This window comes from Paenibacillus amylolyticus (genome assembly GCF_001570725.1).
Taxonomy (GTDB): Bacteria; Bacillota; Bacilli; order Paenibacillales; family Paenibacillaceae; genus Paenibacillus; species Paenibacillus amylolyticus_A.
This window is the reverse complement of sequence record NZ_BCNV01000006.1, coordinates 100,431-123,138: the sequence shown is the minus strand read 5'-3', so window position 1 is coordinate 123,138 and position 22,708 is coordinate 100,431. Positions and strand designations below refer to the sequence as shown.

Here is a 22,708-nt window from a genome sequence, read left to right as displayed (position 1 = left end):
GTAAATATTATATCATGGGTCTTGAAATTAATCTCTACTGTTTTGATGACTTCCTATATGACGGTTATTGAAACAAATATATTCAAAATTGCAGAAAAAAAGACCGACAGTCTGATGACTGTCGGTCTCCTCCTCACCGCTTATTAAACTTATGAAGCGGGAATCACGATTTTCTGTCCAACTTTCAGGTTATGCACATTTGAGATTTTGTTAGCTGTCGCAAGCTTGCGCCAGTCCACACCATATTTCAAACCAATGCGGTACAGGTTATCCCCTTTTTTCACCACATATACAACTTTGTTGTTGGTTGCCGGCTTCTCAGGTTGTGGCTTAGGTGTCGGCGTTGGAGTTGGTTTAGGCGTCGGAGCTGGCTCCACACCTGTTTCAGGTGTTGTCGTTGCTTCACCTGTCAGTTTCAAGCCATACTCTGCAAAACCTTCTTTGTTCGTACCAATGAATGACATTGCCGGATTCGCTTCAACCAGATCTTTCGCATCTGGGGAAGAAGCAAATACCACTTCAAGATCATTCAGCGCTGCTGCAGTTACACCAGCAGATGGTTTGATTGGTGCCAGGGACCAGTTGCCGTCCGCTGCTGGATTAATCGTTTTATTCTCACGGATGTAGTCGATGATCACTTGACGGTTCTCATCTGGTGCAGCCAGAACGATTCGTTTGCCGTCCGGGTTAGCCAGTTTGGATGAAGAAGCACGGTAGTTATTCGTCGCTACAATGAATTTTTGTGCTGGGTCAATCGGTTTACCGTTAAAGCTCAGATCTTTGATCCGGCTTGCAGATGCATTAACGATCGTAGCTTTGCTATCGTATTTGGCTGGTTGGGTTACATCAATCTGATACGTTACGCCATCAATAACGTCGAAGTTGTACGTCGGGAAGTCATTGTTGATCAGTTGTTGTTGTCCACCTTTGGCCGGGTCGATCTGGTTGAATTGGCCTGCAGACCATTCCAGCCATTCTTTCAGTTCTGCGCCGTTAACCATTACAGCATGCACCGTATTTGGATACACGTACAAGTCAGCAACGTTTTTGATGGCAATGGTGCCAGTAGGAATATTCGTGTAATACGAAGCCCCTGAACGTCCACCGGCTTTGAATGGAGCACCTGCGGACAATACAGGAATTTTCTCATATTCCGTACCTTGCATATGTTTTTCAACATACCATTTCTGTGCATTCGTTACGATTTGAATGGATGGATCATCCTGAACCAGAGCGAAGAAGCTGTTGATTGGTGCAGTCGTTTCGCCCACCGGACCACGAACATACTCCAATGTGCCTTCATGCTCTTCGTGAACCGCATCAATGATGTCCTGATCCGCTTCTACCAATGGTTTTTTGTTGGCTGTGTCATAGATTGGGCGTGCTTCCGTTTTGGAATCCACCACTTTCCATTTGCCGTCCACTTGTTCTAGATCCAGATCAATAATCCCCAGGTGATCCCCCCAGAATCCTGGCTCTACAGCAGGAACGCCATTAATGGTGCCCTTCTCCAGGTCTACCCCTTTTTTGCCGGCAAAATCAGCACTTGGGAATACTTTGTGGGCATGTCCAAACAAAATGGCATTAATGCCTTCAACTTGGCTCAGATACAATACGGAGTTTTCCATCAGATCCGTTTGAGGAATTTCCTCAAATCCGGAGTGAGGAATAGCTACAATAATGTCGGCACCTTTTGCTTTCATCTCAGGAATAAATTTTTTCGCAGTAGCGATAATATCTTTGGCGATTACTTTGCCTTCAAGGTTAGCGCTGTCCCACTGCATGATTTGTGGTGGCACGAATCCGATTACACCCACTTTGATCGTGTGTTCCTTACCCGTTTCGTCCGTCACTTTCTTATCCAAAATCTCATACGGTGTGAAATAATTTTTGTCATTTGTCTCATCATCATCACCATCGTCTACATAGACATTGGCATTAATGTAAGGGAAGTTTGCTCCCTCCAGCGTCATGTCCAGGAAATCCAGACCATAGTTGAACTCATGGTTACCAATGTTCCCTGCATCATAATCGAGCAGATTCATCGCTTTATATACAGGGTGAGTCTCACCCTTTTTCAGTGGATCAATTTTGGCAGCGTAGTCTCCCAGCGGATTTCCCTGAATCAGATCCCCGTTATCAAACAGCAGGCTGTTTTTCGCTTCGTCACGGGCTTTCTTAATCAGTGTTGCTGTTTTGGCGAGTCCATATTGGTCTGTCTCTTTGTCGGAATAATAATCATAGTTAACCAGATTGGTATGAATATCTGTGGTTTCCATGATCCGCAGTTTCACTTTGGCAGCATCCGCAGCCGACACAGGTACCGGAAATACCGCAAGCACGTTTAATGCAACCAAAGCGGCAGTCAGGCTCGATAATACTTTTTTACTCGTTTTCAAAATAACCCCTCCCGGTTATGTACATTGAATCATGCATTATTGGGCAAACGAAGAGCGCAGAAAAAAGATAGATTTCATGGGTTGTGCGTACTGACGCTCTGATGGCATGCATCGGAATTTCAGGTAAGTTTATCTCACATGAACATCTATTTATGTCTGTGCTTGTCGTTTACATTCCAAATCATAACGCAATGTTCAGCCATTGAAAAGCATTATTTTTTACATTACCCGCACATACCAGGCCGAGTTTACATTATCATGCGTGATTTCGACATTTTTTTCAACATTTTAGTAGGTATTTAGTGCTTGTTTGTTTCAAAATACGTATATTACATAAACCTTACAACTATATCCAGTTCAGTGTTCTTCATTCATAACAAAAACCGTGAAGCCTAGATGGCTTTCACGGTTGAATTGAACTCTGCACGGTTTTCCGCATAAGGATGCTAATTCGCAGAGGTTATTTTCATATTGGACTTATTGTTCCCACACGTGGTGTTCATGGTCTTTGCCCGTATACTCAATACGAGCCGGTGTGATGTCCAGAATGACATAGTTCGGATCGTTAGGTCCATCGAACCAGGCCTTCAGTTCGTCGTTCCACACTTGTTCTCGCAAACCTTCGTTCTTCGTCACTTCACAAGTTCCTTCGATCTCAACCACTTCCTTGGAGCCACCAGCCTCATAACCAAGTAGTAGGCTAACATTCGGATTATTCTCCAGTTCCTCTACTTTGTGTGTACGGCGGTTCGTTGCCAGATGAATGTTCAGTCCATCGTTGAAAAGCGCCATATAGCGGGATTTCGGTTTACCATCCTCCACAGTGGAGAAGCTGCAAAAAGGGTTATTTTCCAATGCTTTTACAATGTTTTGTTCCAATTCAGTCTGGTTCATGGGAAGTGCTCCTTTCGGTTTGGGGGAATGTTGGAAGGACTATGTAGGCCGTTGCGGGTACGGATCGTTCTTCGGATCGCTGTTATCCCCAGATTTTTTTGATTCCCTTTTCTCAAAGGGAAAATCCGGTGATAAAGGCGAACGCTTCGCTTCCTCAAAATCGATTCCATCCCCTCCACTACGTCTACCGTTCTTCCAATTAAGGGTGAATAATAAAAAGTACAAGAGAAGTGTAGTTGTTACTATCTCTTTGTGTTTAATGACAGCTCATTATTCTCGTATTACTATAGACAGCTTAATGCAAATGCTTTTGTAATAAGCCTGTACTTATAGTGTACCCACCTCACCTATGGTGAATCCATGAACCGATACGCTAACGTGACAAAATTGGAAAATTTCTTCATAAAAATGTTTACATAAAGGGATTAGTGCAAGGGATTAGTGCGAAATTTACTCATCGCTGAATTAATTCAAATCTCCAAGATAGATGGAGGAAGAGTCTGATTTAAGCAGCAATTCGCCAATGGTTTTTGGATATAAACGAATCTGGGACAGATCTTCAAGGGCAATCCATTCCACGGCGACCTGATGATCGTCTGGATTGGAGCCTTCAAAAACGGTTGCCTCCGGATCGATCAGGCTGCACGCAAAATAAAATTCAACCTGGTGGATATCTGCATCCCATTCGGCGAATTCATGATTTTTCCCGATATACTCCCGGATATGTAACAGCTCTCCCACGTTCACGGCCTGACCAATCTCCTCCAGACATTCGCGTGCGACCGCATCCTTGAGTTCTTCACCCTTCTCCTGTCCTCCACCTGGGAACACATAAGCGGTGCCATATTGGTCTTCCAATCGGATGACCAGCAATCGTGCATCCTGCACAATGACGGCCTTCGCTGAGTTGCGTATGGGTTTCATTCTGTTCATTCACTCCTTGTCATTCCGAAGTTTCAATGTTCAATCCGTTCAACTTGATAACACTGTTGTTCTGCTGAACAGGCATATCATCCCGTTGTATGCGCAGAGAGCTTAATACCTTCCGATTCCAATACGCGACGAATCTCTTGCGCAAATGTCAACGCATTCGCTCCGTCACCGTGGATACAGACCGTCTCAGCCTTAATGGGAACTGGCGTACCATCCATGGATACAACCACGCCGTCTTTCACCATCTGGAGCACTTGCGCAATCGCTTGTCCCGACTCCTCAATAACGGCTCCGGCTTGGCTGCGAGGGGTTAGCTTCCCATCCGCCCCATACGTTCGATCCGCAAATACCTCGCTCACACTGCGCATACCGATGCGATCCGCAGCGTGAATCAGCTCACTTCCTGCCAAACCATACAAATACAGATCAGGCTGTACTTGATAGATCGCCTCCACGATGGCTTCAGCAAGCTTTGTATCTTCTGCAGCCATATTGTATAAAGCACCGTGCGGTTTCACGTGATGCATTCGCCCCCCACTTGCCCGGACAAAGGCTTCCAGCGCACCAATCTGATACACCACCATGTCATATGCTTCCCGTGGGGTAATGTCCATACGTCTTCTGCCAAACCCCTGCAGATCCGGCAACCCAGGGTGGGCTCCAATGGCCACCTGATGCTCCAATGCGCCCTCCACCGTCAGTCGCATCGTAGCCGGGTCCCCTGCATGAAATCCGCATGCTATATTGGCAGACGTAATGAAGGGCAGAACGGCTTCGTCCGATAAAGTGCGATATATACCATAACTTTCGCCCAGATCACAATTGATATCCAAGGTTTTTGAGGTATTCATTGAACGCCCTCCATTTCTTCCATTCTTCTGCGAATCAGTTTATCTATGAGCTGTATGTTGCGTTCCTGTTCCATGTACAACTGACGGGCCTGATCATGCGTAATCTGTTTAAAAGCAATTCGGGTTCCTGGCCTAGCTTGAGCAAGGATTGGCATATCCACCCGAGCTACCTGTGCAATGACAGGATAACCTCCAATCGTCTGATGGTCTGCCATCAAGATGATCGGCTGCCCATCCGGAGGCACTTGCAACGTGCCATAGGTAACGGCTTCAGACAACCGATCCAGCGGCTGATCCAGCTCCAGTCTGGAGCCCTGTAAGCGATAGCCCATCCGATCCGATTGCGAAGAGATCACGTACTTTTCCGCATAGAATTTCCCCAAACTTGCCTCGCTGAACAGCGAACTATCCTTGCTCTCCATCACACGAATAACAGGTTGACCGTAATATTCAGGTCTTTCACGCTCAGACAAGAACCATGCAGGCGCCAATATTCGGCGTCCCGGATCACTCTTCTCTGCGTGCTTTTCCATACGCTGCATCCAACCTTGCGCTTCGTCAGAAGGTTCACCCGTAGATAACAGATCTGCCACACGCAGGGCTCTTCCTTCCAAACCGCCAAGACCTGTCTTGAGGTCTGTACTTCGACTGCCCATCACTTCAGGCACAGCTATTCCACCCGCAAACGCCAGATAACCGCGCAAGCCATGACGACATGGGCCAAACTTCAGTACACTTCCAGCCCGTACCAGCACAGGACGCCACAAAGGTACATGCAGATGATCCACGGTTGCCGTCAAATCAGCTCCACATAGTGAGATAAGCTGGCTCTCCTGAAATCGAAGCTCCGGCCCCGTCATCGTCATCTCCAGCACTGCCGCATGACGAGAGTTACCAACAAGCATATTCGCTGCTCTCGCTGCAAAGGTGTCCATGACCCCACCAGGATGAATACCATACCGGCGATAACCGGTTCTGCCTTCATCCTGAACGGTAGATAACAGACCAGGGCGAATCACTTCCATACTCATCGTTCGCCCTCCTTCCGCTGCAACGCCAGATAGTCCTGCATCGTAATCTGTTCAAATCGAACCCGATCACCTGCTGCCAGCAAACTCGGTACGTTCTCTTCCGGCCGAAACAACCGGAGTGGCGTTCGTCCAATACATTGCCATCCTCCGGGTGTGTCCACCGGATAGATTCCCGTCTGTTTGCCACCAATACCTACTGTACCCGCCTCAACCCGTAGCCTTGGCGTTGCCCGTCTAGGCGTAGCAATCCGTTCGGACAACCCGCCGAGATACGGAAAACCTGGTGCGAATCCAATCATGTGCACGAGATAGTCCCCGGATGTATGAATTGCAATAACGTCCTCTGCGGTCAGTCCATGTTCATTCGCAACATAGTCCAGATCAGGGCCCCATTCTCCACCGTAACTTACGGGAATCGTGACTGTTCTGGGCTTGTCTTGCACGGATTCCTTCATTTGATTCAACTGCTGAAGCAGAATCCGGCAGAACTCGGTGTACGGGGAGATGAACGGATCATAAAATACTGTAACGGACGTATATGAAGGCACCCATTCGATCATGGCTGGCAAAGTGCTTTTTTCCAGCAAAGCACATACAGACATCACTCTGCGCTGCACCGCGTCAGACAAATGATCCCCGCAATGGATGATAACAGATGTCTCACCCAATGGAGATAGAATCTCCTCCGTCCATGAATACGACAATTCGCTCATGTGCCACCTCCCCCTTTGTCCACTAAGTTTGCTAGCGTTCTAACGTCAGGGCATCCATCTATTGAGACTCCCTGGACGAATCCAAATGCACGCTGCAATTGTACAATTCGCATTGCCAGACATTCTCTTTCTTGGCGATCCGGGTAATGGATGTGTTGGACAGCTTCACGCTGATATCAAGCTCAGGCACCAGACCTCGCAGTGTATTCCGCAGGACGGCTCCGTGACTGACAACGATCACTTTTCCATCGGGGTGCTGCTGTACAATATCCTCAAGCACCGCACTGCCTCGAACAGTCCCTGCATCCGCAAGCTCCCGTCCCAGATCCAGAGTACTCCAGTCCGCTCCCCACTTGGCTAACCGTTCCTCTTCCGTCGTTCCTTCGACCTGTCCTCCGCCCATCTCGCGAAGCCTAGAGTCCAGATGAATCTCCTGAATGCCCAAGCGGTCACCAATGATGCGGGCTGTCTCACTTGCACGTTCCAAGTCACTTGCATAGATAGCATCCCAGGATTCCTCGGCGAGTCTAGCGGCAAGTAATACTGCCTGTTCCCTGCCCTCCTGATCCAGCGGGTTATCCGTCTGTCCCTGCGAACGTTTTTCCTTATTCCACGCTGTGCTTCCATGGCGAATCAATGCAATTTGAGTCATTGTTGTTCCTCACCTTTTTCTATATGAAGTTCGTCTTCTGTAAAATGTTTTCGTGCCTTTGGCTTGGCAAATTTGCCGCCATTATATTGATCTGAACCGTTTCTCGGAATCGAGAGACTGTCCCAAGCTGTTTCTTTAAGCATTTTCGCAGCAAATACAATCTGCCCTACATGATAGGGATAATGCGCCAATTGCCGAATAATTGCCTCCATGACGGTGTGTCCTTCATTGCGAATGTATATGATGTGAGACAACTGTTCCGGGGTAAACGAACGAATGGCTTCAAGTAGACAATTCCAGCCTTCCTCCCATTTGACGAGTAACTCTTCCCGGGAAGCAATATCATTCACGAACTCGGCGTCCCGTTCACGCCACGGTTTCTCACCATCTGTTGTCAGTACATCGGTCCAACGGGACAGCATATTGCCCCATAGATGTTTTACGATAACCGCAATGCTGTTCGCGTCTTCATTCCAGGATTGGAATAATTGCTCGGAATCTAGTTGCGCCATAGCTTTTTCCCCGAGCTGCTTGTAATACAGAAATTGCTTCTCCGCTGTCTCTAGAAAAACCTGATTCATATCCATCCGCTAACCGCCTTTTTGAAAAAGTATGATGTCGCCTGATTACGTTCAGAAAGACACGTCACATGTTATTTTATTCAGGAAATGAGAACGTACCGTCTGCATTCGGTTCAAATGGAATGACTTTACGAACAGCATCCAGATTCAGCTCTCCATAGATATGTGGAAATAGTTCGTTCAATTCGTAGAGATCCTCATACACCAGTTCCGGCTTTAACGCTTTCTCATCAATACTGAGCAATACCAGATCTGTACGACCTGCATAATATTGCCCGGCTACCCATGGAATCTGTTCCTTGGTGGAACAATGAATGAATCCGTCTGTCTCCAGGCTATCTGGTGCATACTCAGTCCCCTTCGACACTTGCTCCCACAAAGAACGGGAAATAATACTATAGATCATGGTTCCGCCTCCTTCAATTTCTGCGATGTACCCTATGCGTCATTGGAAGTATTATAGATCATCCCGGATACGGGAGTACACTTTTTGATCTGTAAATACACCTTTGATCTTCAACTGTTTGCGTAGCAAACCTTCGTACGACATGCCCAGCTTCTCCATTACGCGTGCAGAGCCTATGTTGCCTGCATTACATTTCCCCTCCAACCGATTGCAGTCCAATTCCCGAAAGCAATAATCCACGATGGGTTGCATCGCTTCTGCAGCGAGACCCTTACCCCATTGACTGCTGGCTATCGCGTATCCCAGTTCAGCACTCTGCATGGGTTCGTTGATATGAAAGATGCCACCCCTCCCGATCAAGGTCCCTGTTTCCTTTAAAATAAAAGCCCAGATATGTACCGTTTTCCGTTCATAATTATCCAGTACCCGCTGAATATATTGAATTGAATCCTCCATCGTCTCATGGCAGTTCCATAAGCTCTGCTGACTCACTCGCGGATCAGAGGCAAATGCATAATATTCATCGAGATCATCCATCGCAAGGCGCCTCAGCTTTAACCGCTGTGTTTCGAATTCGGGCGATTCGGCAAAAAGTTTTTCTACATTCATTCAGCACACCTCCATGATTCACTTGAGTTCATGATCCAGCCATCTTATTTCTCAGGAAATAACGATCTATTATAACCATGCACAGAATACCGACCGTATATCGAATCAGATCGATCACCAGAAAACCATGTCCCAGAATAAGAGCACCCCATACAGTTGAGCGTATCTCAATAAGCCAAGGCGTCTGGATCAACTGTGAGAACTCAATCATCCAGCTGAATATACAGCTCAAACACATCGCCCATACCAGGCTGGAACGAGGCCACACCATGCGTACTCCAAAATAAATCATGCCCGCCCACAATGCGTCTCCGGAATGTTCATACACCCAATTGGGTAATCGATCACCATAGTGTCTGGATGCGAGTCCTGCCGCCATGGTCATCATGACTGCGAAGAAATAGATCAGCCTGACTCTGATAAGTACGCTTTTCAATCCATCACACGCCTTCATCAAGCACTTGTAAAATAAATTGCGTTTTGGCAGCGGTATACGATTCCCTGTCTTCCTTATTCTCGTCAGCAAGTTTCGTCTTCAGGACGGCGTAAGCTTCCACCAGATCTGGCCGTTTTCTCAGAACATCCCGAAACCGAATTTGACGATCCCAACGTTCCTCTCCTGGGCACATCAGATGAAGGTGTACTGCTCTCTTGCCATCATTAACCCTGACCCAGAATCGTCGATATTCCCTGCCATCCAGTTCAGGCGGAACGTAGTTCCAGCCCAACGGATTCAGCTGATCGGCAATCAGATCCATGTCATCCCATGACTGTACCTCTGCCATCAGATCAATAATGGGTTTGGCGGGTAATCCGGGAATCGATGTGCTTCCGATATGTTCAAATTGATGGATGTTAAACTGCTGTAGAAGAAGTTTGAGTTGCCGGATTTCTTCTTGAGCCTGCGCGCCCCAATTGGGGTTCGCCGGAGCAATCTCTACCGCCTCTGTCGCCCAGGCAGGCCAGTTCTCTGGTTGCATTGAATCTGTCATTAACATGCTCCCTCCTTCATTTCGTTAGATTTCTATATATCCAAAAAGGAGCGTATGTCTACGCCCCTTGGTTGTCTGTTACCTTGATGATATTGATGATTTTAACGTGTCATGTATTGATTTTATCTTTAAATTGATGCAAAGCACTTCATTATATAAATATTTATTTTACCGTAACAGGAATCGTCACTTTTTTGTTGCCCCATTTGGCCGTGATGGACGTTTTACCTTTGCCTACAGCCACGATCTTGCCATTCGTTACTGTGGCTACGCCCGGCTTCGTGCTGCTCCACACCGCACTGTTGGTCACAACAGTTGTTTTGCCTGTATCATACTGGGCCATCACACTCAGCGTTGTACTTCCCTGTGGGGACAAGACAAGATTTTTCTGGCCTGTAATCAGCTTTTTGAGTAAAGGTACAACGGTAACCTCTGCCTTTATTGTCTGATTTTGATAAGTTCCTGTCAAGGTGGCTTGTCCTTCTGTCAGTGTCTTGACTGCTCCATTTTTCACGATTGCTACATTTGTATTGGAAGAGGTCCATATCACTTGTTTTGAAAGGTTAATGGTTTTACCATTCGCGTAGGTGCCGATTACCTTCAACGCCTTGGACTTCTTGATGTTCAGCTGCATTGTGGCAGGGGTAACCTCGACTTTGGTAATCTCATCCGTCACAGCAACGGGGACTTTCACGATCGTTGTTCCATATTTACCTTGCAACAATACTCTGCCAGGTGTAACGCCTTTGATTTTACCGTTTTCCAGCACAGCCGAAGAAGTGGATACGGACCACACAATCTCAGACGTCACATCCTCTTCCTTACCATTCGCACGGGTAATGCTTACTTTCGGGAGGGTGCTTTCACTGCCTTTAACAAAATTATAGGAGTTCGGTGAAGCTTTGATGCTTTTGATCTTCTCCTGCACCTGCACAACCAACTGGGTTTTAGCCCCGTCTACCTCTGCAAAAATGGTTGCTTCGCCCGCGGCCACAGCCTTGACTTTGCCTTTCACCATCGTCGCAACCGCTGCATTACTGGTGGACCATGTCACACCTTCGGTAACATCCTGCTTGTTATCAAAACCTTCTACCGTTGCCATCACCTGAAGCGCAGCTGTTTCGGATACACTCATCTTCTGCGGACTGCTATTGGTTATTTCAATCGATGTCACATCACCTGTAGCCGCCAAGGCCAACGAAGGGACCAATATTATTAATGCCATAATTAGAGCAAGCGTGCCTCGAAGCGCCAGTTTGATTCTATTCATTTTTAATTCCCAACTCCCATAATCCAATATTTTACTTCTATTATATTATATCGGATACGAATTGCATAAACTTGAATAACGTAAGTGAGAGTCTTGGAACAATTCATGATTTTCATTGTATAATATGGGAAGGTCGCGTAATACTGTTTTAATAAACCTAAAAGATGGGGGTGGGATATGTATGATCGAAAAGAATTTGCTTGATATGGTTTCACCTAAAAATAACCGTAAACGTATGAAAGCTATTGTCACTTCGACATCCACCAAGATTCGTCCTGAAGACGAGATGGTTCTATTGATGAAAACAGCCCGCAATCGTTTCAAAAAAGCCCTTGAATCTGGACAAATTGAAATCATTAACGAGCGTGAATGGAAGTTGCATTAACATGTAAGAAATAATTTTATTTATTTACATAAGAGAAGAAATTTGTGATCAAGGCAGTAAGCTATATCTTAGATCCAAGCACTAACCAGACCAGTTAAATTTAGCCCAACATAGTAGGAGATCGGTTCGTTAAATAGTGTTACCGTTTAAAAGGGGATGTCCATCGTCACATGCAACATGACGTGTGGAACATCCCCTTTTCTACTTCCTAAAGAGTCACATAACCTCTCTACTTCATTTCATCCTGTTCCGGCAAAATCAAGCTCTCGGCCCCGCCCATATAGGGCCGCAGGGCTACCGGAATGCGTATGCTTCCATCCTCCTGCTGATGATTCTCAAGCAAAGGTATCAGGATACGCGGCGATGCCACCGCCGTATTATTCAGGGTGTGACAATAGGCCAACTTGCCTTCGGCGTCCAGGCAACGAATGTTCGAACGGCGAGCCTGAAAATCATGCAGGTTTGACGACGAATGGGTTTCTCCATATGCACCTCGGCTCGGCATCCATGTCTCGATGTCATACTGTTTGTACGTTTTCTGCGACATATCTCCAGTACACACAGCTACAACACGATACGGCAGTTCCAGTAATTGCAGCAATTCCTCCGCGTGTCCCGTAATCTCTTGCAGCATGCGCTCGGATTCTTCCGCATCAGGGGCGCAGAGGATTACCTGCTCGACTTTGGCAAATTGGTGCACACGGTACAACCCACGTACATCACGTCCGCCGGAGCCAACCTCACTGCGGAAACACGTCGATACCGCAGCCAGCTTCACAGGCTCTGCAACATCAACAATCTCATCCGCATAATACGAGACCAGCGGTACTTCAGAAGTTCCCACGAGCCACTTGTTCTCCCCTTCAAGTTCATAGACCTGATCTCGACCAGTTGGGAAGAATCCGGTGTTCACCAGCGCATCCTCCCTGACCATCAGAGGTACTTCCATCGGTGTAAACCCGTGCTTCAGCAGCAGATCCAGCGCAAGTTGCTGTACAGCACGGTGCAGTAGCAAGCCAGCACCTTTCAATACATAGCTTCGCGTCCCGCCAATCTTCACCCCGCGCGGAATATCGATGAGATCGTGCAATTCCCCCAGTTCCACGTGATCTTTGGTGTTATACTCGAATGTCGGCACCTCTCCCACACGTCGTACCTCCACATTATCCGCGTCCGACGTGCCTTTCGGGGTATCCGGGGATACGATATTGGGTACCAGCCATTGCAACTTGGTTACTTCCTCCTGCACAGGGGCAAGCCTAGCTTCCACGTGTTCCAACTGTTCATTGAGCTGTTTCACCTGTGCCCGCAAACCCTCGGCCTGTTCCCGATTCCCGGCTTGCATGAGTCTGCCAATGTCCGCGGATAACGTATTGCGCAATCTGCGTCCTTCTTCCGATTCCTGCAAAAGTGCTCTGCGTTCTTCATCCCGCTCCAGCAATGTTCGAATGTTAATCTTGATTTTTTTCCCGTCTGCTGCGGCCTGAACCTCTTCTTCATGTGCCCGAATCCACTTCATTTCTAACATGGTCACCGTCTCCTTTGGCTGTAAAAATGCAAAGAGCGCCCTCATCCCTTGGGACGAGGAGCGCTCTGCTCGCGGTGCCACCCAACTTGCTGAATCAGGATATCCTGCTTCCAGCCTCTTGGTCCGCGATAACGGGCGGTTCCGGTTAACTTGGGGAAATATCGCTCCCCTGGCGAAAACGCCTCCGAGTTGGATGCTCTTCAACGGCATGGTCCGATCTGTAATTGTTGTGTCTCAGTATATACGATCGTCAGACCAAATTGCAACCTTCTGTATCGATCAGGAATTCATGGCACAACTTGACATGTCCTGTTATGATAGACTTTGTCTCCATGATTACGCTTTATTCTGATTCTCAATATATGTATATAAGTAGAAGGAGTTCTTTATGAAAAAATTACTGTGGATCGGATGTCTGTCCTATTTCCTGATTGGACTGGCACACGTTGTACTCGGTTCCATTCTACCCGTTGCACTTGAACATTACGGCAAAGATTATAGCCAAGGCGGAACGCTGATCTTCGCTCAATTTGCCGGATTCCTAGGTGGTGTATTGTTATCCCCATGGCTGAACAGACGTTTCGGTAAACGGGGAGGTCTGTTAATCGCCACAGGGTTGCTCTGTATTGCAGAATTATCCTATATGTTGTTGCCACCATGGGGCTGGATGTTCGTCATTGCACCCGCTGCCGGCTTTGGATTCGGAATGGTTGAAGCTGTCATTGGCACCATTATCATCGCTGCAGTCAAAGACAATACGGCCGTTGCCATGAGTCGACTGGAAGTGTTATTCGGAATCGGGGCGATGGTCATGCCGCTCATTGCCAGTGGTCTGATTGCTGCCGGATACTGGCGCCTTTCCTTTCTCGTTGTTGCGATCTGTGCAGCACTAACCTTTATATTCTGGGCGAAAGGATCATTCGGTGAGCTAGACCAGATGCTAGATCGACGAGGTTCAAATCATGCTTCGGTACATACGCACTCTGCTGGAACATCGGGTGAGATGCACACCGCACCTGCAAGTTCATCCGGCCCAACCTATCGCGGACGTAACCTGACTCTGCTAGTACTATTCGTCCTGTTCTTCTTCCTCTACGTTGGCACGGAGATGAGTCTTGCGAACTTCATGCCAGCGATCCTGATTGAGAAAATGAACATGAAGGAAGCCGGAGCAGCGCTTAGCGTCACCTGTTTCTGGATTGCCATGTCTGTGGGAAGACTCTTCGCCGGGTATATCGCAGAGAAATTCCAATACCGCGTGTATGTCCTGTACAGTTGTCTCGCGTCTGTTCTTTTGTTAATGGTATTTCCATTTACGAACCAAATCTGGTCTGCGTTTCTCATCATCTTGCTGCTTGGACTTGCGATGTCAGGAATTTTCTCCATTGCCCTTGTCTTCGCCAGTAAACTGCTGCCTGGAACCGAAGAATCCACACCCAGCATTTTGATTGCCTCAGGCGGGGTTGGCGGGGCCATTCTGCCTTTGACGACGGGGTGGAGTCTTGATCATCTGGCGGTTAATCAGTCTGCATGGATGCTTGCGATCTTTGCGGTTGGCCTGCTTGTCATTAGTGTGATCACGTATCAATGGCAGAACAAACATGTGGTCGATCCAGCATCTTAATAGTTATGTGTTGATGCAGTCCTAAGAATTAGAATCAGAATTAGAGTACCTATTATAAAAATCGAGATGTCTACTGTCATGACCTGACGGTAGACATCTTTTTTGTAGCGTTGTTCCGTTGTAACGAACCTAGCACACCCTATTCCCCTCCATTTCTGCATATTTGAAATCTAACGAATCCTAGAGACGTTATTATAGATAATTATCTCAAATTCAAGGTCTCGTTGGAGGTTTTTTACATAATAACGCAGCTGAGATTCGTTAGATTTTTTATTCCCTAAAAACTGGACTAATAAGGTGTCTTCGATTCGTTAGCGCTGTAATCATGGTGGAAAGTGTCCTATCTTTATTCTCTGATCACCTTTCATTAAATGTGAGAATAATATCTATTCTTTTGCACAAGATTGCCCAGGAAATACTTATGGCCAACCGAATCACACACTTTTGTTGATGGCAGGCAATACAGGCCCGTTGTCCTTGATGAATTTACCGAATACATATCGCACGAGTGGTCCCAGAATAATCAATTGATACGGGAGCGCCAGGCTGAAGTTACGAGCGATCGTATGAAGGTACGTATGGAATATGGAACCCCCACTTAACTGATTCGCAAGATAAGCCGAAATCATCCCATACAAGGACATGATCAGAACCATACCAATCACCATAAAAAATGACATGGCGAGCACACCAAAAATCTTGTTGGATTTGTCGAAGGGCAAGGAGAATGCAATTTTTCTCGCCACAGGGCCAACAATGAAGGATTCCACCAGAAACGCGATGACAAAACACAATATGAATTGAAGCATTATTTCAAGCGGGGACATCTTACCGAGTAACCCACTGTGCCATAGATTGAAGAACATCATGACCACGACCATCCCTGTACACATCATTAATCCGAAAATAATTTGTTCCTTCTTGCTTGTTGGCAATTCTCTCATCCTCTCTGTTTACCTTCGTAATTATAGAGATGACGAACCCCTCCACATAAGTGAAAATTTTGTGAACTACTTAATAAATAGATGATTATCCAGCTCAATTTCACACGTGTACATATCACTAATCCCTACTTGACAGCTAGGTTTTATACAACTATCATACTCCTTAATATGCTAGGGAGATATTGGTCAAAAATACATTCACGGATCATAAGGGGGATTACTACGATGAGTTTTCAAAAGCGCATCGACCACGTCGGCATTGCCGTTCGTGATCTGGGTACCACACTCCGTTTCTATACGGAGGTTGTTGGATTGGAACTGAAAGACCGTGTGACACATACAAACGGCGTCATTCAGCTTGCCTTCCTCGGCTTCAATGGAAGCAATGAGACGGAAATAGAGTTAATTCAAGGGTACAGCGACAAGCTGCCTTCCGAAGGTACGGTGCACCATTTTGCTATCCACGTGGATGATCTTGATTCTGAGTACAAACGCATCCAAGCCACCGAAGCCGAATTTATCGATGGAGAAATCATCACACTGCCTAACGGTTACCGTTATTTCTTCATCTATGGTCCGGAGAAAGAATGGATCGAATTCTTCCAACGTTGAGTAATTCAGCTGGAGTGTGGACAGTTACGACGGTTCAATAATTACCTCTGTAATTCGTTTGATGGATGGCATGCTCCACTCGGACCGTACTCTATCCAGTTCCTGACTGGACACGTTCCACCCGCTGGCCTATAATTACACCTAGTAATGCCCGTAACTTCATAGTTTCCCAGGGGAGTCGGAATTGGCCGGCTGAGAGTGTATCCCACCAAGATACTAACCCTTAGACCTGATCTGGATCATGCCAGCGTAGGAATCGGAGTATATCGAAATGGCACAGCCCTATGGCTGAACGCCACCTCTCTAACGCCTGCACGCGTCCCGGATTACGGGACGCTTTTTTTGTTTTATTTATCGAAACAAAAATAAGTCATCCAGATCCAACTGGTATAAATCTGTCGATTTATGCAAGATGATTGGATATGAAGCCAAGGAGTACCCGTGCCAATCGGCCGGACATACCGAAGGAGAGAATCAAAAATGAATTGGCGTAAAACAATGGGATTGTTGCTCTTATGCGTACTACTGGTGACGGTGGCCGCATGTGGCGGCAAAGAAGCTGCCCCGGCAGAACAGAACGGCAGCACGAATACGGAAAGTAGCAACGAAGGTGACACTGCCGCTCTGAAAGATATTAAAGTGGTGCTCGACTGGACACCGAATACGAATCATACCGGCCTGTATGCGGCCGTGGATCAAGGTTTTTATAAGGCAGAAGGCTTGAACGTGGAGATTGTTCAACCAGGTGCTGGTGGAGCAGATACGATGGTTGCATCGAATGAAGTGCCTTTTGGCGTAAGTTATCAGGAGAGTGTAACTCAAGCCCGCACACAGGGTGTTCCACTCGTCTCCATTGCAGCAGTTATTCAGCATAATACATCCGGGTTCGCTGCTCCGGCGGATCGGAATATCAAGTCACCCAAAGATTTTGAAGGTAAAACTTATGGCGGTTGGGGCTCTCCGGTTGAAGAAGCCGTAATGCAATCCATTATGGAGGGCGACGGAGCTGATGTATCCAAAGTGAAAAACATTAACATGGGTGACGCTGACTTTTTCACCGCAGTCAAACGGGACATTGATTTCGCGTGGATTTTCTACGCTTGGACGGGTATTGAAGCCGAACTGCGCGGAGAACCGATCGACATGTTATATGTGAAAGATTATTCAGATGCACTGGATTACTACACGCCTGTCCTCGTAACGAACGAGCAGACGATACAGAACGATCCTGAGCTGGTGAAAGCATTCCTGAAAGCCACTTCCGAAGGATATCAATACGCGATTGATCATCCCGAAGATGCAGCGAACATTCTGATCAAAGCTGTACCGGATCTGGACAAGGAATTGGTACTGGCAAGCCAGAAATGGCTCAGTCCCAAGTACACAGATGACGCCCCACGCTGGGGTGAACAAAAACAGGAAGTGTGGCAGAACTACACCGACTGGATGTTTAGCAAACAACTGCTGGATGAACAGATCGATGTGAGCAAAGCATATACAAACGAGTTTTTACCCCAATAAAAATTGCTTAAGTTTAACTTTTTCACACAAGAACGAAGAGTGCAGAACCCATCTGAAGAAGCGAAGCGCTCACCTTTATCCCCGGATTTCTTCCATTAGAATTCATTAAAGAAATCCGGGGATAACAGTGATCGGAAGAGGGTACTGCAATCGAAGTTATAAGTGTAAATCTGGTTCAATTCATGCAATTTATCACGAAAGGAGCCGTGATCTCTCATGGCAAGCACACTACTTAGCATTCAGGTTATTCCGAAAACGCCAAATGGCGAGAACTCTTATCCTTACGTAGATCGTGCCATTGAAGTTATTCAGCAATCTGGCCTGAAGTATCAGGTGAACGCGCTCGACACCACGATGGAGGGGGAACTGGAAGAACTGCTCGAGGTTGTCCGTAAAATGCACGAGGTACTCGTAGAGGCTGGCAGCCCAAGCATCATCTCTCAGATCAAAATCGCCCATAGCCCTACTGGCTTCAGCATGGATACCCTGACGGAGAAGTATCGCTAATGCCTGCCTATTTCAAAAGTGTATGGCCGCCCATTGTGGCGGTTATTCTCTTTATAGCGATATGGCAGGGGGCCGTCTCCCTGTTCCATATTGAGAAATGGATGCTGCCAGCACCGTCCGATATCGCACGCGAAGCGACATCCCAGGCCGAGCGACTTGGCATGCATGCCTCCGCAACCATTCAGTTAACGCTGATCGGATTCGCGGCTGGCACAGCGGTCGGATTGCTGATTGCGATGGTGCTGCATTTGGTCCCTTTTCTCAAGTCAGCCCTGTATCCTTTACTTATTCTTAGTCAAAATATTCCGACCATCGCGCTGGCGCCGCTCCTGTTGATCTGGTTCGGATTCGGGCTGCTGCCCAAGCTGATTACGATCATCCTGGTCTGTTTCTTCCCCGTTGCAGTGGCGGCCATGGACGGCTTGACCCGTACAGATGCAGCGATGATGAACTATATGCGCATGGCTGGTGCGAAACGTCATCAGATCTTCTGGAAGCTGGAGCTTCCCCATGCGCTGCCATCCGTGTTCTCCGGTGTCAAAATCGCCGCTACCTATAGCGTGATGGGTGCCATCATCGCCGAATGGATTGGTGCAGACAAGGGTATTGGTTATTATATGATGCTGCAAAAGTCAGCTTATCGTACGGACCGCCTATTCGTGGCGATCATGATTATTGTCGCGCTCAGCTTGCTGCTCTTCCTGCTCATTGCGCTGCTGGAGAAGCTGCTCGTGCGCTGGCGGCCACAGAAGCGATAGTAAAGATGTAATCTGTATATTAGGAAGTGATGATCATATGAATCGGCAACAGGACGGACAAGTCCTGCCTAGAGGAGGAGCAAGCGTAATGGAGCCCAAGCATGGTGAAAAGTTTCACTCGGCTACCCCTGATCAACCTGCCAATGCTACTCCTGCTCTTGTTCCACCTGCACTGGACGTTGTTAATGTTCATGCCTCATTCCGCGAACGACGGAGCAGATTATCGGTTCTGAACGGCCTGTCCCTGACTGTGGAGCAAGGCGAGTTTGTCGCTATTGTTGGGCCTTCTGGCTGCGGCAAAAGCACCCTGTTCCATATCATCGGCGGTCTGCTGAAGCCCCAGGAAGGGCAAGTGCTGATGAATGATCTCAATGTGACCGGCCAACGTGGCAAGATCAGTTACATGCCACAACAGCCTGCTCTTTTCCCTTGGCGTACCATTGAAGATAACGTACTACTTGCTGGTGAAGTAGCTTCCAGCGCTCCCCCTCGGGCCGAAGCACTTGCAGAGGCTCGAAAGTGGTTAAGCAGCGTGGGTCTTGCTGGGTTTGAGCAGGCCTATCCTCATATGCTGTCGGGCGGAATGCAGCAGCGTGCTGCCTTTTTGCGTGCCCTGCTCAGTCCGCAGGAACTGATGCTGCTGGACGAACCTTTCAGCGCGCTGGATGCCCTGACACGTAGCGACATGCAGCGCTGGCTGCTCGATATCTGGGAACAGAACCGCCGCTCGGTGCTGTTCATCACCCACAACATCGAAGAAGCATTGCTGCTTGCCGATCGGGTCTATGTGTTATCCAACCGACCTGCAACGGTGCTGCACGAAGTACATGTTCCTTTTGATCGCCCAAGACGAGAAGAAATTACGGAGGAGTCCTCATTCCTTGAGCGTAAACGGCAGATTGCACAGTGGATGAGAGAAGAACAGCAGAAAGCCCGCCTATCATAATAGCGCGGGTTTTTTAAGTTATTATTTTCCTTTAATGGGTGATCCGCCATAAGAAATTCTGCGTAACATAGTTAAAATATAAATGAACACAAGGAGGAATTCCCTCGTGCATGCTCAAGCTTTCGCGCCCTTAATTGATGCTCATATTCACTTCGATCAGTATACGCCTGATGAACAGCGTGAGATGCTGCTATCTTTCCCGTCTCAGCAAGTCGAAGCAGTCATCGCCGTGTCCATGAATCTTGCTTCTGCCCAGGCCAATCTGGAGCTTGCAAAACAACATCCAGGCACCATCTATCCGGCCTTCGGTTTCCATCCGGAACAGGAACTGCCCTCCGTTCCAGAAATGGACCTGTTCTTCCAATGGATTGAGAAGCATATGGGACAAGCCATAGCCATAGGAGAAGTTGGGCTTCCCTATTACAACCGTATGGAAGCCGAGCAGGCAGGACAGCACTTCGATCAGAGCGGGTATATCGAACTGCTCGAACGTTTCATCCAACTCGCCAAAAAGCACAACAAACCACTTGTCCTTCATGCGGTATACGATGATGCGGATATCGTCTGTGATCTGCTGGAGCAATATCAATTCCGACGCGCTCATTTCCACTGGTTCAAAGGATCTCGCCAAACCATAAGGCGTATGGCGGACAATGGCTATTTCATCTCCTTCACGCCGGATATTCGGTATGAAGAAGAGATCCGTGAACTCGCCCGGCAGTATCCATCGGAACAAGTGATGGCCGAGACCGACGGACCTTGGCCCTTCGAAGGACCATTTCAGGGACGAATGACACACCCGGCCATGACCAGACAGGTCATTCAAGCATGGAGTGAGATCACCGGCATGGGAACCGAACGGGCCGCCCGTCTCTTTTATCAGAACACAAAGCGTTTCTATGGCTTAACTTAAGTACAATCTCGTAGCGCAAGCACAGCACAAAGAAGCCAGTCGGCTTCGCCACCGACTGACTTCTAATTTACTATATATATCAGTTGAACTAAATTTTTACACAGGAACGTAGAGGACAGAAATAACCTGAGGAAGCAGAGTGTTCGCCTAAAAGCTTTCTGAAAGAAAGCTACTTCGGAAGCATACGCTATCACTAGATTTTCACCTTCACAAAAATTGGATCAAAAAATCTGGGGATAACAGCGATCGGAAGGTTGTTCTGTCATCGGAGTGGCAAGTGTAACTACCTTCAGTTCAACTTAACGCTTCAAGAATCCTTTGCCTTCCAGGAACGGTCTCACTTGCAACCGTGTTGGCTCAGTCAGGCGCTTCGCCATCAGTTCGGACCATGGGGTCGTTCGTTCACCATTGGTCCGTTCTTTCATGTACGCCGTCGTTGTCTCGTCGTACTGCTCAACACCTTTGATGCTCTGCTCGGCATTATAGCGATTATGATGCAGCACTGCATTCAGTGGCAGACGTGGCCGAATTCCCGTTTCCTGATCTGCAACACCAATACACATGCCATACACCGGATATACGCCCTCCGGCAATCCCAACAGCTCGGCTACTTCCTCAATCCGGGTACGAAGCCCGCCAATATATACAATTCCAAAGCCAAGTGACTCTGCTGCAAGAGCAGCATTCTGGGAAGCCAGTGCAGCATCAATTGTGGCTACCATGAAATTCTCTGTGGAATCGGCGTACGATTCCTTTTCAGGAAGATGACGTTTCGCAGCATCACTCAGTCGATACAGATCAGCACACCACACGAGAAACACCGGACATTCATTGACGTAGGTCTGATTGCCTGCCAATTCAGCCAGCTTGGCTTTCTGCTCCAAGTCCGTCACAGCAATCACGGTATAGGCTTGCACACTACTTGAAGAGGAAGCCATCTGCCCAGCCGCTACGATGGCTGCAAGCTGCTCATCACTCACCGGATCTGACTTAAATTTTCGTACAGAGCGGTGTTTCATCATCAACTCAATGGTTTCATTCATGGCTGTTCACTCCCAATCCTCGAAGTACGAACTCAATTGTCTGCTCAGCGAGCTCGTCTGTATTCATATCTTGATAATCAAAGCCAAATCGTGAATTCTTGGCCCGTTTGTGCGCCAAAGCCACACCCATAACCTGAAGCATGGCATATGACACGGACTCGACCTGGAACAATCCCTGGTCTTTTCCTTCTTGCAGGAGTTCCCTCACACGGGTCCAGACAGGGTCCAGAAAACGAAATACGGTAGCTGTGCGATGTGTACGCAGTGTAATTTCAAGCTGCACAATATCGCTCATCTCCCGATCCGTCATCGTGAACTTCACAACTTCACCAATAATGCGTCGGATACCTTCCACAGGCGAGGACATGGACTCTTCCGCCAGCGAGTTCATCATATGTCCAGGGAAAAAATGCTCGAATAACGCCTCGAACACCTTTTCTTTTCCGCCAAAATGGTATGAGACCAGCGATACATTCGCACCCGCCTCATCACAGATTTGACGAACACTCGTCCCGTCATACCCCTGCTGTGCAAAAAGCTTCTTGGCTGCAAGCAGTATCCTCGTTTTGATATCCAACTCCGGTTCCGTCATTCCG

General features: G+C 47.6%; 25 protein-coding genes and 1 riboswitch. Of the genes, 8 read left to right on the top strand and 17 right to left on the bottom strand.

The window, feature by feature from the left end; genetic code table 11:
* Window positions 1-149: 149 nt before the first annotated feature.
* From PAHA3_RS24155 to PAHA3_RS24095, 13 genes are all read right to left on the bottom strand, one after another.
* The gene (locus PAHA3_RS24155; protein WP_062837224.1) at window positions 150-2,399 is read right to left on the bottom strand and encodes a bifunctional 2',3'-cyclic-nucleotide 2'-phosphodiesterase/3'-nucleotidase; all 2,250 of its coding nucleotides are present in this window, start codon (window positions 2,397-2,399) and stop codon (window positions 150-152) included.
* A gap of 477 nt (window positions 2,400-2,876) precedes the next feature.
* Window positions 2,877-3,293, bottom strand: coding sequence for a pyridoxamine 5'-phosphate oxidase family protein (locus tag PAHA3_RS24150; protein WP_062837223.1), 417 nt, complete (start codon window positions 3,291-3,293; stop codon window positions 2,877-2,879).
* 465 nt (window positions 3,294-3,758) lie between these two features.
* Window positions 3,759-4,217, bottom strand: coding sequence for an NUDIX domain-containing protein (locus PAHA3_RS24145; protein WP_062837222.1), 459 nt, complete (start codon window positions 4,215-4,217; stop codon window positions 3,759-3,761).
* Between the two features lie 86 nt (window positions 4,218-4,303).
* Window positions 4,304-5,077 (bottom strand): LamB/YcsF family protein, encoded by a 774-nt coding sequence (locus PAHA3_RS24140; RefSeq protein ID WP_062837221.1) that lies wholly within the window; start codon window positions 5,075-5,077, stop codon window positions 4,304-4,306.
* Entirely contained in the window at window positions 5,074-6,108 is a 1,035-nt protein-coding gene (locus PAHA3_RS24135) for a biotin-dependent carboxyltransferase family protein (protein WP_062837220.1), read from the bottom strand. Before PAHA3_RS24135 ends, PAHA3_RS24140 begins: the two co-directional genes overlap by 4 nt.
* The gene (pxpB, locus tag PAHA3_RS24130; protein WP_062837219.1) at window positions 6,105-6,821 is read right to left on the bottom strand and encodes a 5-oxoprolinase subunit PxpB; all 717 of its coding nucleotides are present in this window, start codon (window positions 6,819-6,821) and stop codon (window positions 6,105-6,107) included. The genes PAHA3_RS24135 and pxpB overlap by 4 nt, the downstream gene beginning before the upstream one ends.
* Before the next feature lie 58 nt (window positions 6,822-6,879).
* Window positions 6,880-7,473, bottom strand: a complete 594-nt coding sequence (locus PAHA3_RS24125; protein ID WP_062837218.1) for a histidine phosphatase family protein — start codon at window positions 7,471-7,473, stop codon at window positions 6,880-6,882.
* Window positions 7,470-8,060, bottom strand: coding sequence for a DUF1572 family protein (locus PAHA3_RS24120; protein ID WP_062837217.1), 591 nt, complete (start codon window positions 8,058-8,060; stop codon window positions 7,470-7,472). Before PAHA3_RS24120 ends, PAHA3_RS24125 begins: the two co-directional genes overlap by 4 nt.
* 70 nt (window positions 8,061-8,130) lie before the next feature.
* Complete coding sequence (locus PAHA3_RS24115) at window positions 8,131-8,460, bottom strand: DUF952 domain-containing protein (RefSeq protein WP_062837216.1); 330 nt, start codon at window positions 8,458-8,460, stop codon at window positions 8,131-8,133.
* Between the two features lie 51 nt (window positions 8,461-8,511).
* Window positions 8,512-9,069: a GNAT family N-acetyltransferase gene (locus tag PAHA3_RS24110; protein WP_062837215.1), complete on the bottom strand. Its 558-nt coding sequence runs from the start codon at window positions 9,067-9,069 to the stop codon at window positions 8,512-8,514.
* Between the two features lie 28 nt (window positions 9,070-9,097).
* On the bottom strand, window positions 9,098-9,505 hold the full coding sequence (locus PAHA3_RS24105; protein WP_082762984.1) for a ribosomal maturation YjgA family protein: 408 nt from the start codon (window positions 9,503-9,505) through the stop codon (window positions 9,098-9,100).
* A gap of 4 nt (window positions 9,506-9,509) precedes the next feature.
* On the bottom strand, window positions 9,510-10,061 hold the full coding sequence (locus PAHA3_RS24100) for a GrpB family protein (RefSeq protein WP_062837213.1): 552 nt from the start codon (window positions 10,059-10,061) through the stop codon (window positions 9,510-9,512).
* Window positions 10,062-10,224: 163 nt separating this feature from the next.
* A complete protein-coding gene (locus PAHA3_RS24095) occupies window positions 10,225-11,331 on the bottom strand; it encodes an Ig-like domain-containing protein (protein ID WP_062837212.1) in 1,107 nt (368 codons plus the stop codon).
* A gap of 181 nt (window positions 11,332-11,512) precedes the next feature.
* On the opposite strand from PAHA3_RS24095, the gene PAHA3_RS24090 reads away from it, so the two are divergent.
* Complete coding sequence (locus tag PAHA3_RS24090) at window positions 11,513-11,716, top strand: hypothetical protein (protein WP_062837211.1); 204 nt, start codon at window positions 11,513-11,515, stop codon at window positions 11,714-11,716.
* Window positions 11,717-11,945: 229 nt separating this feature from the next.
* On the opposite strand, the gene serS is transcribed toward PAHA3_RS24090, so the two are convergent.
* Entirely contained in the window at window positions 11,946-13,244 is a 1,299-nt protein-coding gene (gene serS / locus PAHA3_RS24085) for a serine--tRNA ligase (protein ID WP_062837210.1), read from the bottom strand.
* Between the two features lie 388 nt (window positions 13,245-13,632).
* Between serS and PAHA3_RS24080 the strand changes: the two genes are divergently transcribed.
* On the top strand, window positions 13,633-14,868 hold the full coding sequence (locus PAHA3_RS24080; RefSeq protein ID WP_062837209.1) for an MFS transporter: 1,236 nt from the start codon (window positions 13,633-13,635) through the stop codon (window positions 14,866-14,868).
* Window positions 14,869-15,302: 434 nt separating this feature from the next.
* Here the strand turns inward: PAHA3_RS24080 and PAHA3_RS24075 are convergent, their stop codons facing one another.
* Window positions 15,303-15,812: a hypothetical protein gene (locus tag PAHA3_RS24075; protein ID WP_371327956.1), complete on the bottom strand. Its 510-nt coding sequence runs from the start codon at window positions 15,810-15,812 to the stop codon at window positions 15,303-15,305.
* A gap of 225 nt (window positions 15,813-16,037) precedes the next feature.
* On the opposite strand from PAHA3_RS24075, the gene PAHA3_RS24070 reads away from it, so the two are divergent.
* The 6 genes from PAHA3_RS24070 to PAHA3_RS24045 all read left to right on the top strand — a co-directional run bounded on the left by PAHA3_RS24070 (window position 16,038) and on the right by PAHA3_RS24045 (window position 21,069).
* Window positions 16,038-16,424: a VOC family protein gene (locus tag PAHA3_RS24070; RefSeq protein WP_062837207.1), complete on the top strand. Its 387-nt coding sequence runs from the start codon at window positions 16,038-16,040 to the stop codon at window positions 16,422-16,424.
* A gap of 161 nt (window positions 16,425-16,585) precedes the next feature.
* Window positions 16,586-16,698: riboswitch (TPP riboswitch) on the top strand.
* A gap of 206 nt (window positions 16,699-16,904) precedes the next feature.
* Window positions 16,905-17,945 carry an ABC transporter substrate-binding protein gene (locus tag PAHA3_RS24065; protein WP_062837206.1) on the top strand — a complete coding sequence of 347 codons (1,041 nt, stop codon included), beginning with the start codon at window positions 16,905-16,907 and terminating at the stop codon, window positions 17,943-17,945.
* A 216-nt stretch (window positions 17,946-18,161) separates the two neighbouring features.
* On the top strand, window positions 18,162-18,452 hold the full coding sequence (locus PAHA3_RS24060; RefSeq protein ID WP_017690996.1) for a thiamine-binding protein: 291 nt from the start codon (window positions 18,162-18,164) through the stop codon (window positions 18,450-18,452).
* On the top strand, window positions 18,452-19,210 hold the full coding sequence (locus tag PAHA3_RS24055) for an ABC transporter permease (RefSeq protein WP_062837205.1): 759 nt from the start codon (window positions 18,452-18,454) through the stop codon (window positions 19,208-19,210). The genes PAHA3_RS24060 and PAHA3_RS24055 overlap by 1 nt, the downstream gene beginning before the upstream one ends.
* Before the next feature lie 88 nt (window positions 19,211-19,298).
* Complete coding sequence (locus PAHA3_RS24050) at window positions 19,299-20,156, top strand: ABC transporter ATP-binding protein (protein WP_082762983.1); 858 nt, start codon at window positions 19,299-19,301, stop codon at window positions 20,154-20,156.
* Window positions 20,157-20,238: 82 nt separating this feature from the next.
* Window positions 20,239-21,069 carry a TatD family hydrolase gene (locus tag PAHA3_RS24045; RefSeq protein ID WP_062837203.1) on the top strand — a complete coding sequence of 277 codons (831 nt, stop codon included), beginning with the start codon at window positions 20,239-20,241 and terminating at the stop codon, window positions 21,067-21,069.
* Window positions 21,070-21,368: 299 nt separating this feature from the next.
* On the opposite strand, the gene nfsA is transcribed toward PAHA3_RS24045, so the two are convergent.
* Window positions 21,369-22,112, bottom strand: a complete 744-nt coding sequence (nfsA, locus tag PAHA3_RS24040) for an oxygen-insensitive NADPH nitroreductase (protein WP_062837202.1) — start codon at window positions 22,110-22,112, stop codon at window positions 21,369-21,371.
* Window positions 22,105-22,704, bottom strand: a complete 600-nt coding sequence (locus PAHA3_RS24035) for a TetR family transcriptional regulator (RefSeq protein WP_062837201.1) — start codon at window positions 22,702-22,704, stop codon at window positions 22,105-22,107. Before PAHA3_RS24035 ends, nfsA begins: the two co-directional genes overlap by 8 nt.
* Window positions 22,705-22,708 lie beyond the last annotated feature (4 nt).

Coding starts and splice junctions, on each gene's coding strand:
- PAHA3_RS24150 (WP_062837223.1), bottom strand. CDS start 3,293: ATGAACCAGACTGAATTGGAACAAAACATTGTAAAAGCATTGGAAAAT.
- PAHA3_RS24145 (WP_062837222.1), bottom strand. CDS start 4,217: ATGAAACCCATACGCAACTCAGCGAAGGCCGTCATTGTGCAGGATGCA.
- PAHA3_RS24140 (WP_062837221.1), bottom strand. CDS start 5,077: ATGAATACCTCAAAAACCTTGGATATCAATTGTGATCTGGGCGAAAGT.
- PAHA3_RS24135 (WP_062837220.1), bottom strand. CDS start 6,108: ATGAGTATGGAAGTGATTCGCCCTGGTCTGTTATCTACCGTTCAGGAT.
- pxpB (WP_062837219.1), bottom strand. CDS start 6,821: ATGAGCGAATTGTCGTATTCATGGACGGAGGAGATTCTATCTCCATTG.
- PAHA3_RS24125 (WP_062837218.1), bottom strand. CDS start 7,473: ATGACTCAAATTGCATTGATTCGCCATGGAAGCACAGCGTGGAATAAG.
- PAHA3_RS24120 (WP_062837217.1), bottom strand. CDS start 8,060: ATGGATATGAATCAGGTTTTTCTAGAGACAGCGGAGAAGCAATTTCTG.
- PAHA3_RS24115 (WP_062837216.1), bottom strand. CDS start 8,460: ATGATCTATAGTATTATTTCCCGTTCTTTGTGGGAGCAAGTGTCGAAG.
- PAHA3_RS24110 (WP_062837215.1), bottom strand. CDS start 9,069: ATGAATGTAGAAAAACTTTTTGCCGAATCGCCCGAATTCGAAACACAG.
- PAHA3_RS24100 (WP_062837213.1), bottom strand. CDS start 10,061: ATGACAGATTCAATGCAACCAGAGAACTGGCCTGCCTGGGCGACAGAG.
- PAHA3_RS24095 (WP_062837212.1), bottom strand. CDS start 11,331: ATGAATAGAATCAAACTGGCGCTTCGAGGCACGCTTGCTCTAATTATG.
- PAHA3_RS24090 (WP_062837211.1), top strand. CDS start 11,513: ATGATCGAAAAGAATTTGCTTGATATGGTTTCACCTAAAAATAACCGT.
- serS (WP_062837210.1), bottom strand. CDS start 13,244: ATGTTAGAAATGAAGTGGATTCGGGCACATGAAGAAGAGGTTCAGGCC.
- PAHA3_RS24080 (WP_062837209.1), top strand. CDS start 13,633: ATGAAAAAATTACTGTGGATCGGATGTCTGTCCTATTTCCTGATTGGA.
- PAHA3_RS24075 (WP_371327956.1), bottom strand. CDS start 15,812: ATGAGAGAATTGCCAACAAGCAAGAAGGAACAAATTATTTTCGGATTA.
- PAHA3_RS24070 (WP_062837207.1), top strand. CDS start 16,038: ATGAGTTTTCAAAAGCGCATCGACCACGTCGGCATTGCCGTTCGTGAT.
- PAHA3_RS24065 (WP_062837206.1), top strand. CDS start 16,905: ATGAATTGGCGTAAAACAATGGGATTGTTGCTCTTATGCGTACTACTG.
- PAHA3_RS24060 (WP_017690996.1), top strand. CDS start 18,162: ATGGCAAGCACACTACTTAGCATTCAGGTTATTCCGAAAACGCCAAAT.
- PAHA3_RS24055 (WP_062837205.1), top strand. CDS start 18,452: ATGCCTGCCTATTTCAAAAGTGTATGGCCGCCCATTGTGGCGGTTATT.
- PAHA3_RS24050 (WP_082762983.1), top strand. CDS start 19,299: ATGGAGCCCAAGCATGGTGAAAAGTTTCACTCGGCTACCCCTGATCAA.
- PAHA3_RS24045 (WP_062837203.1), top strand. CDS start 20,239: ATGAACACAAGGAGGAATTCCCTCGTGCATGCTCAAGCTTTCGCGCCC.
- nfsA (WP_062837202.1), bottom strand. CDS start 22,112: ATGAATGAAACCATTGAGTTGATGATGAAACACCGCTCTGTACGAAAA.
- PAHA3_RS24035 (WP_062837201.1), bottom strand. CDS start 22,704: ATGACGGAACCGGAGTTGGATATCAAAACGAGGATACTGCTTGCAGCC.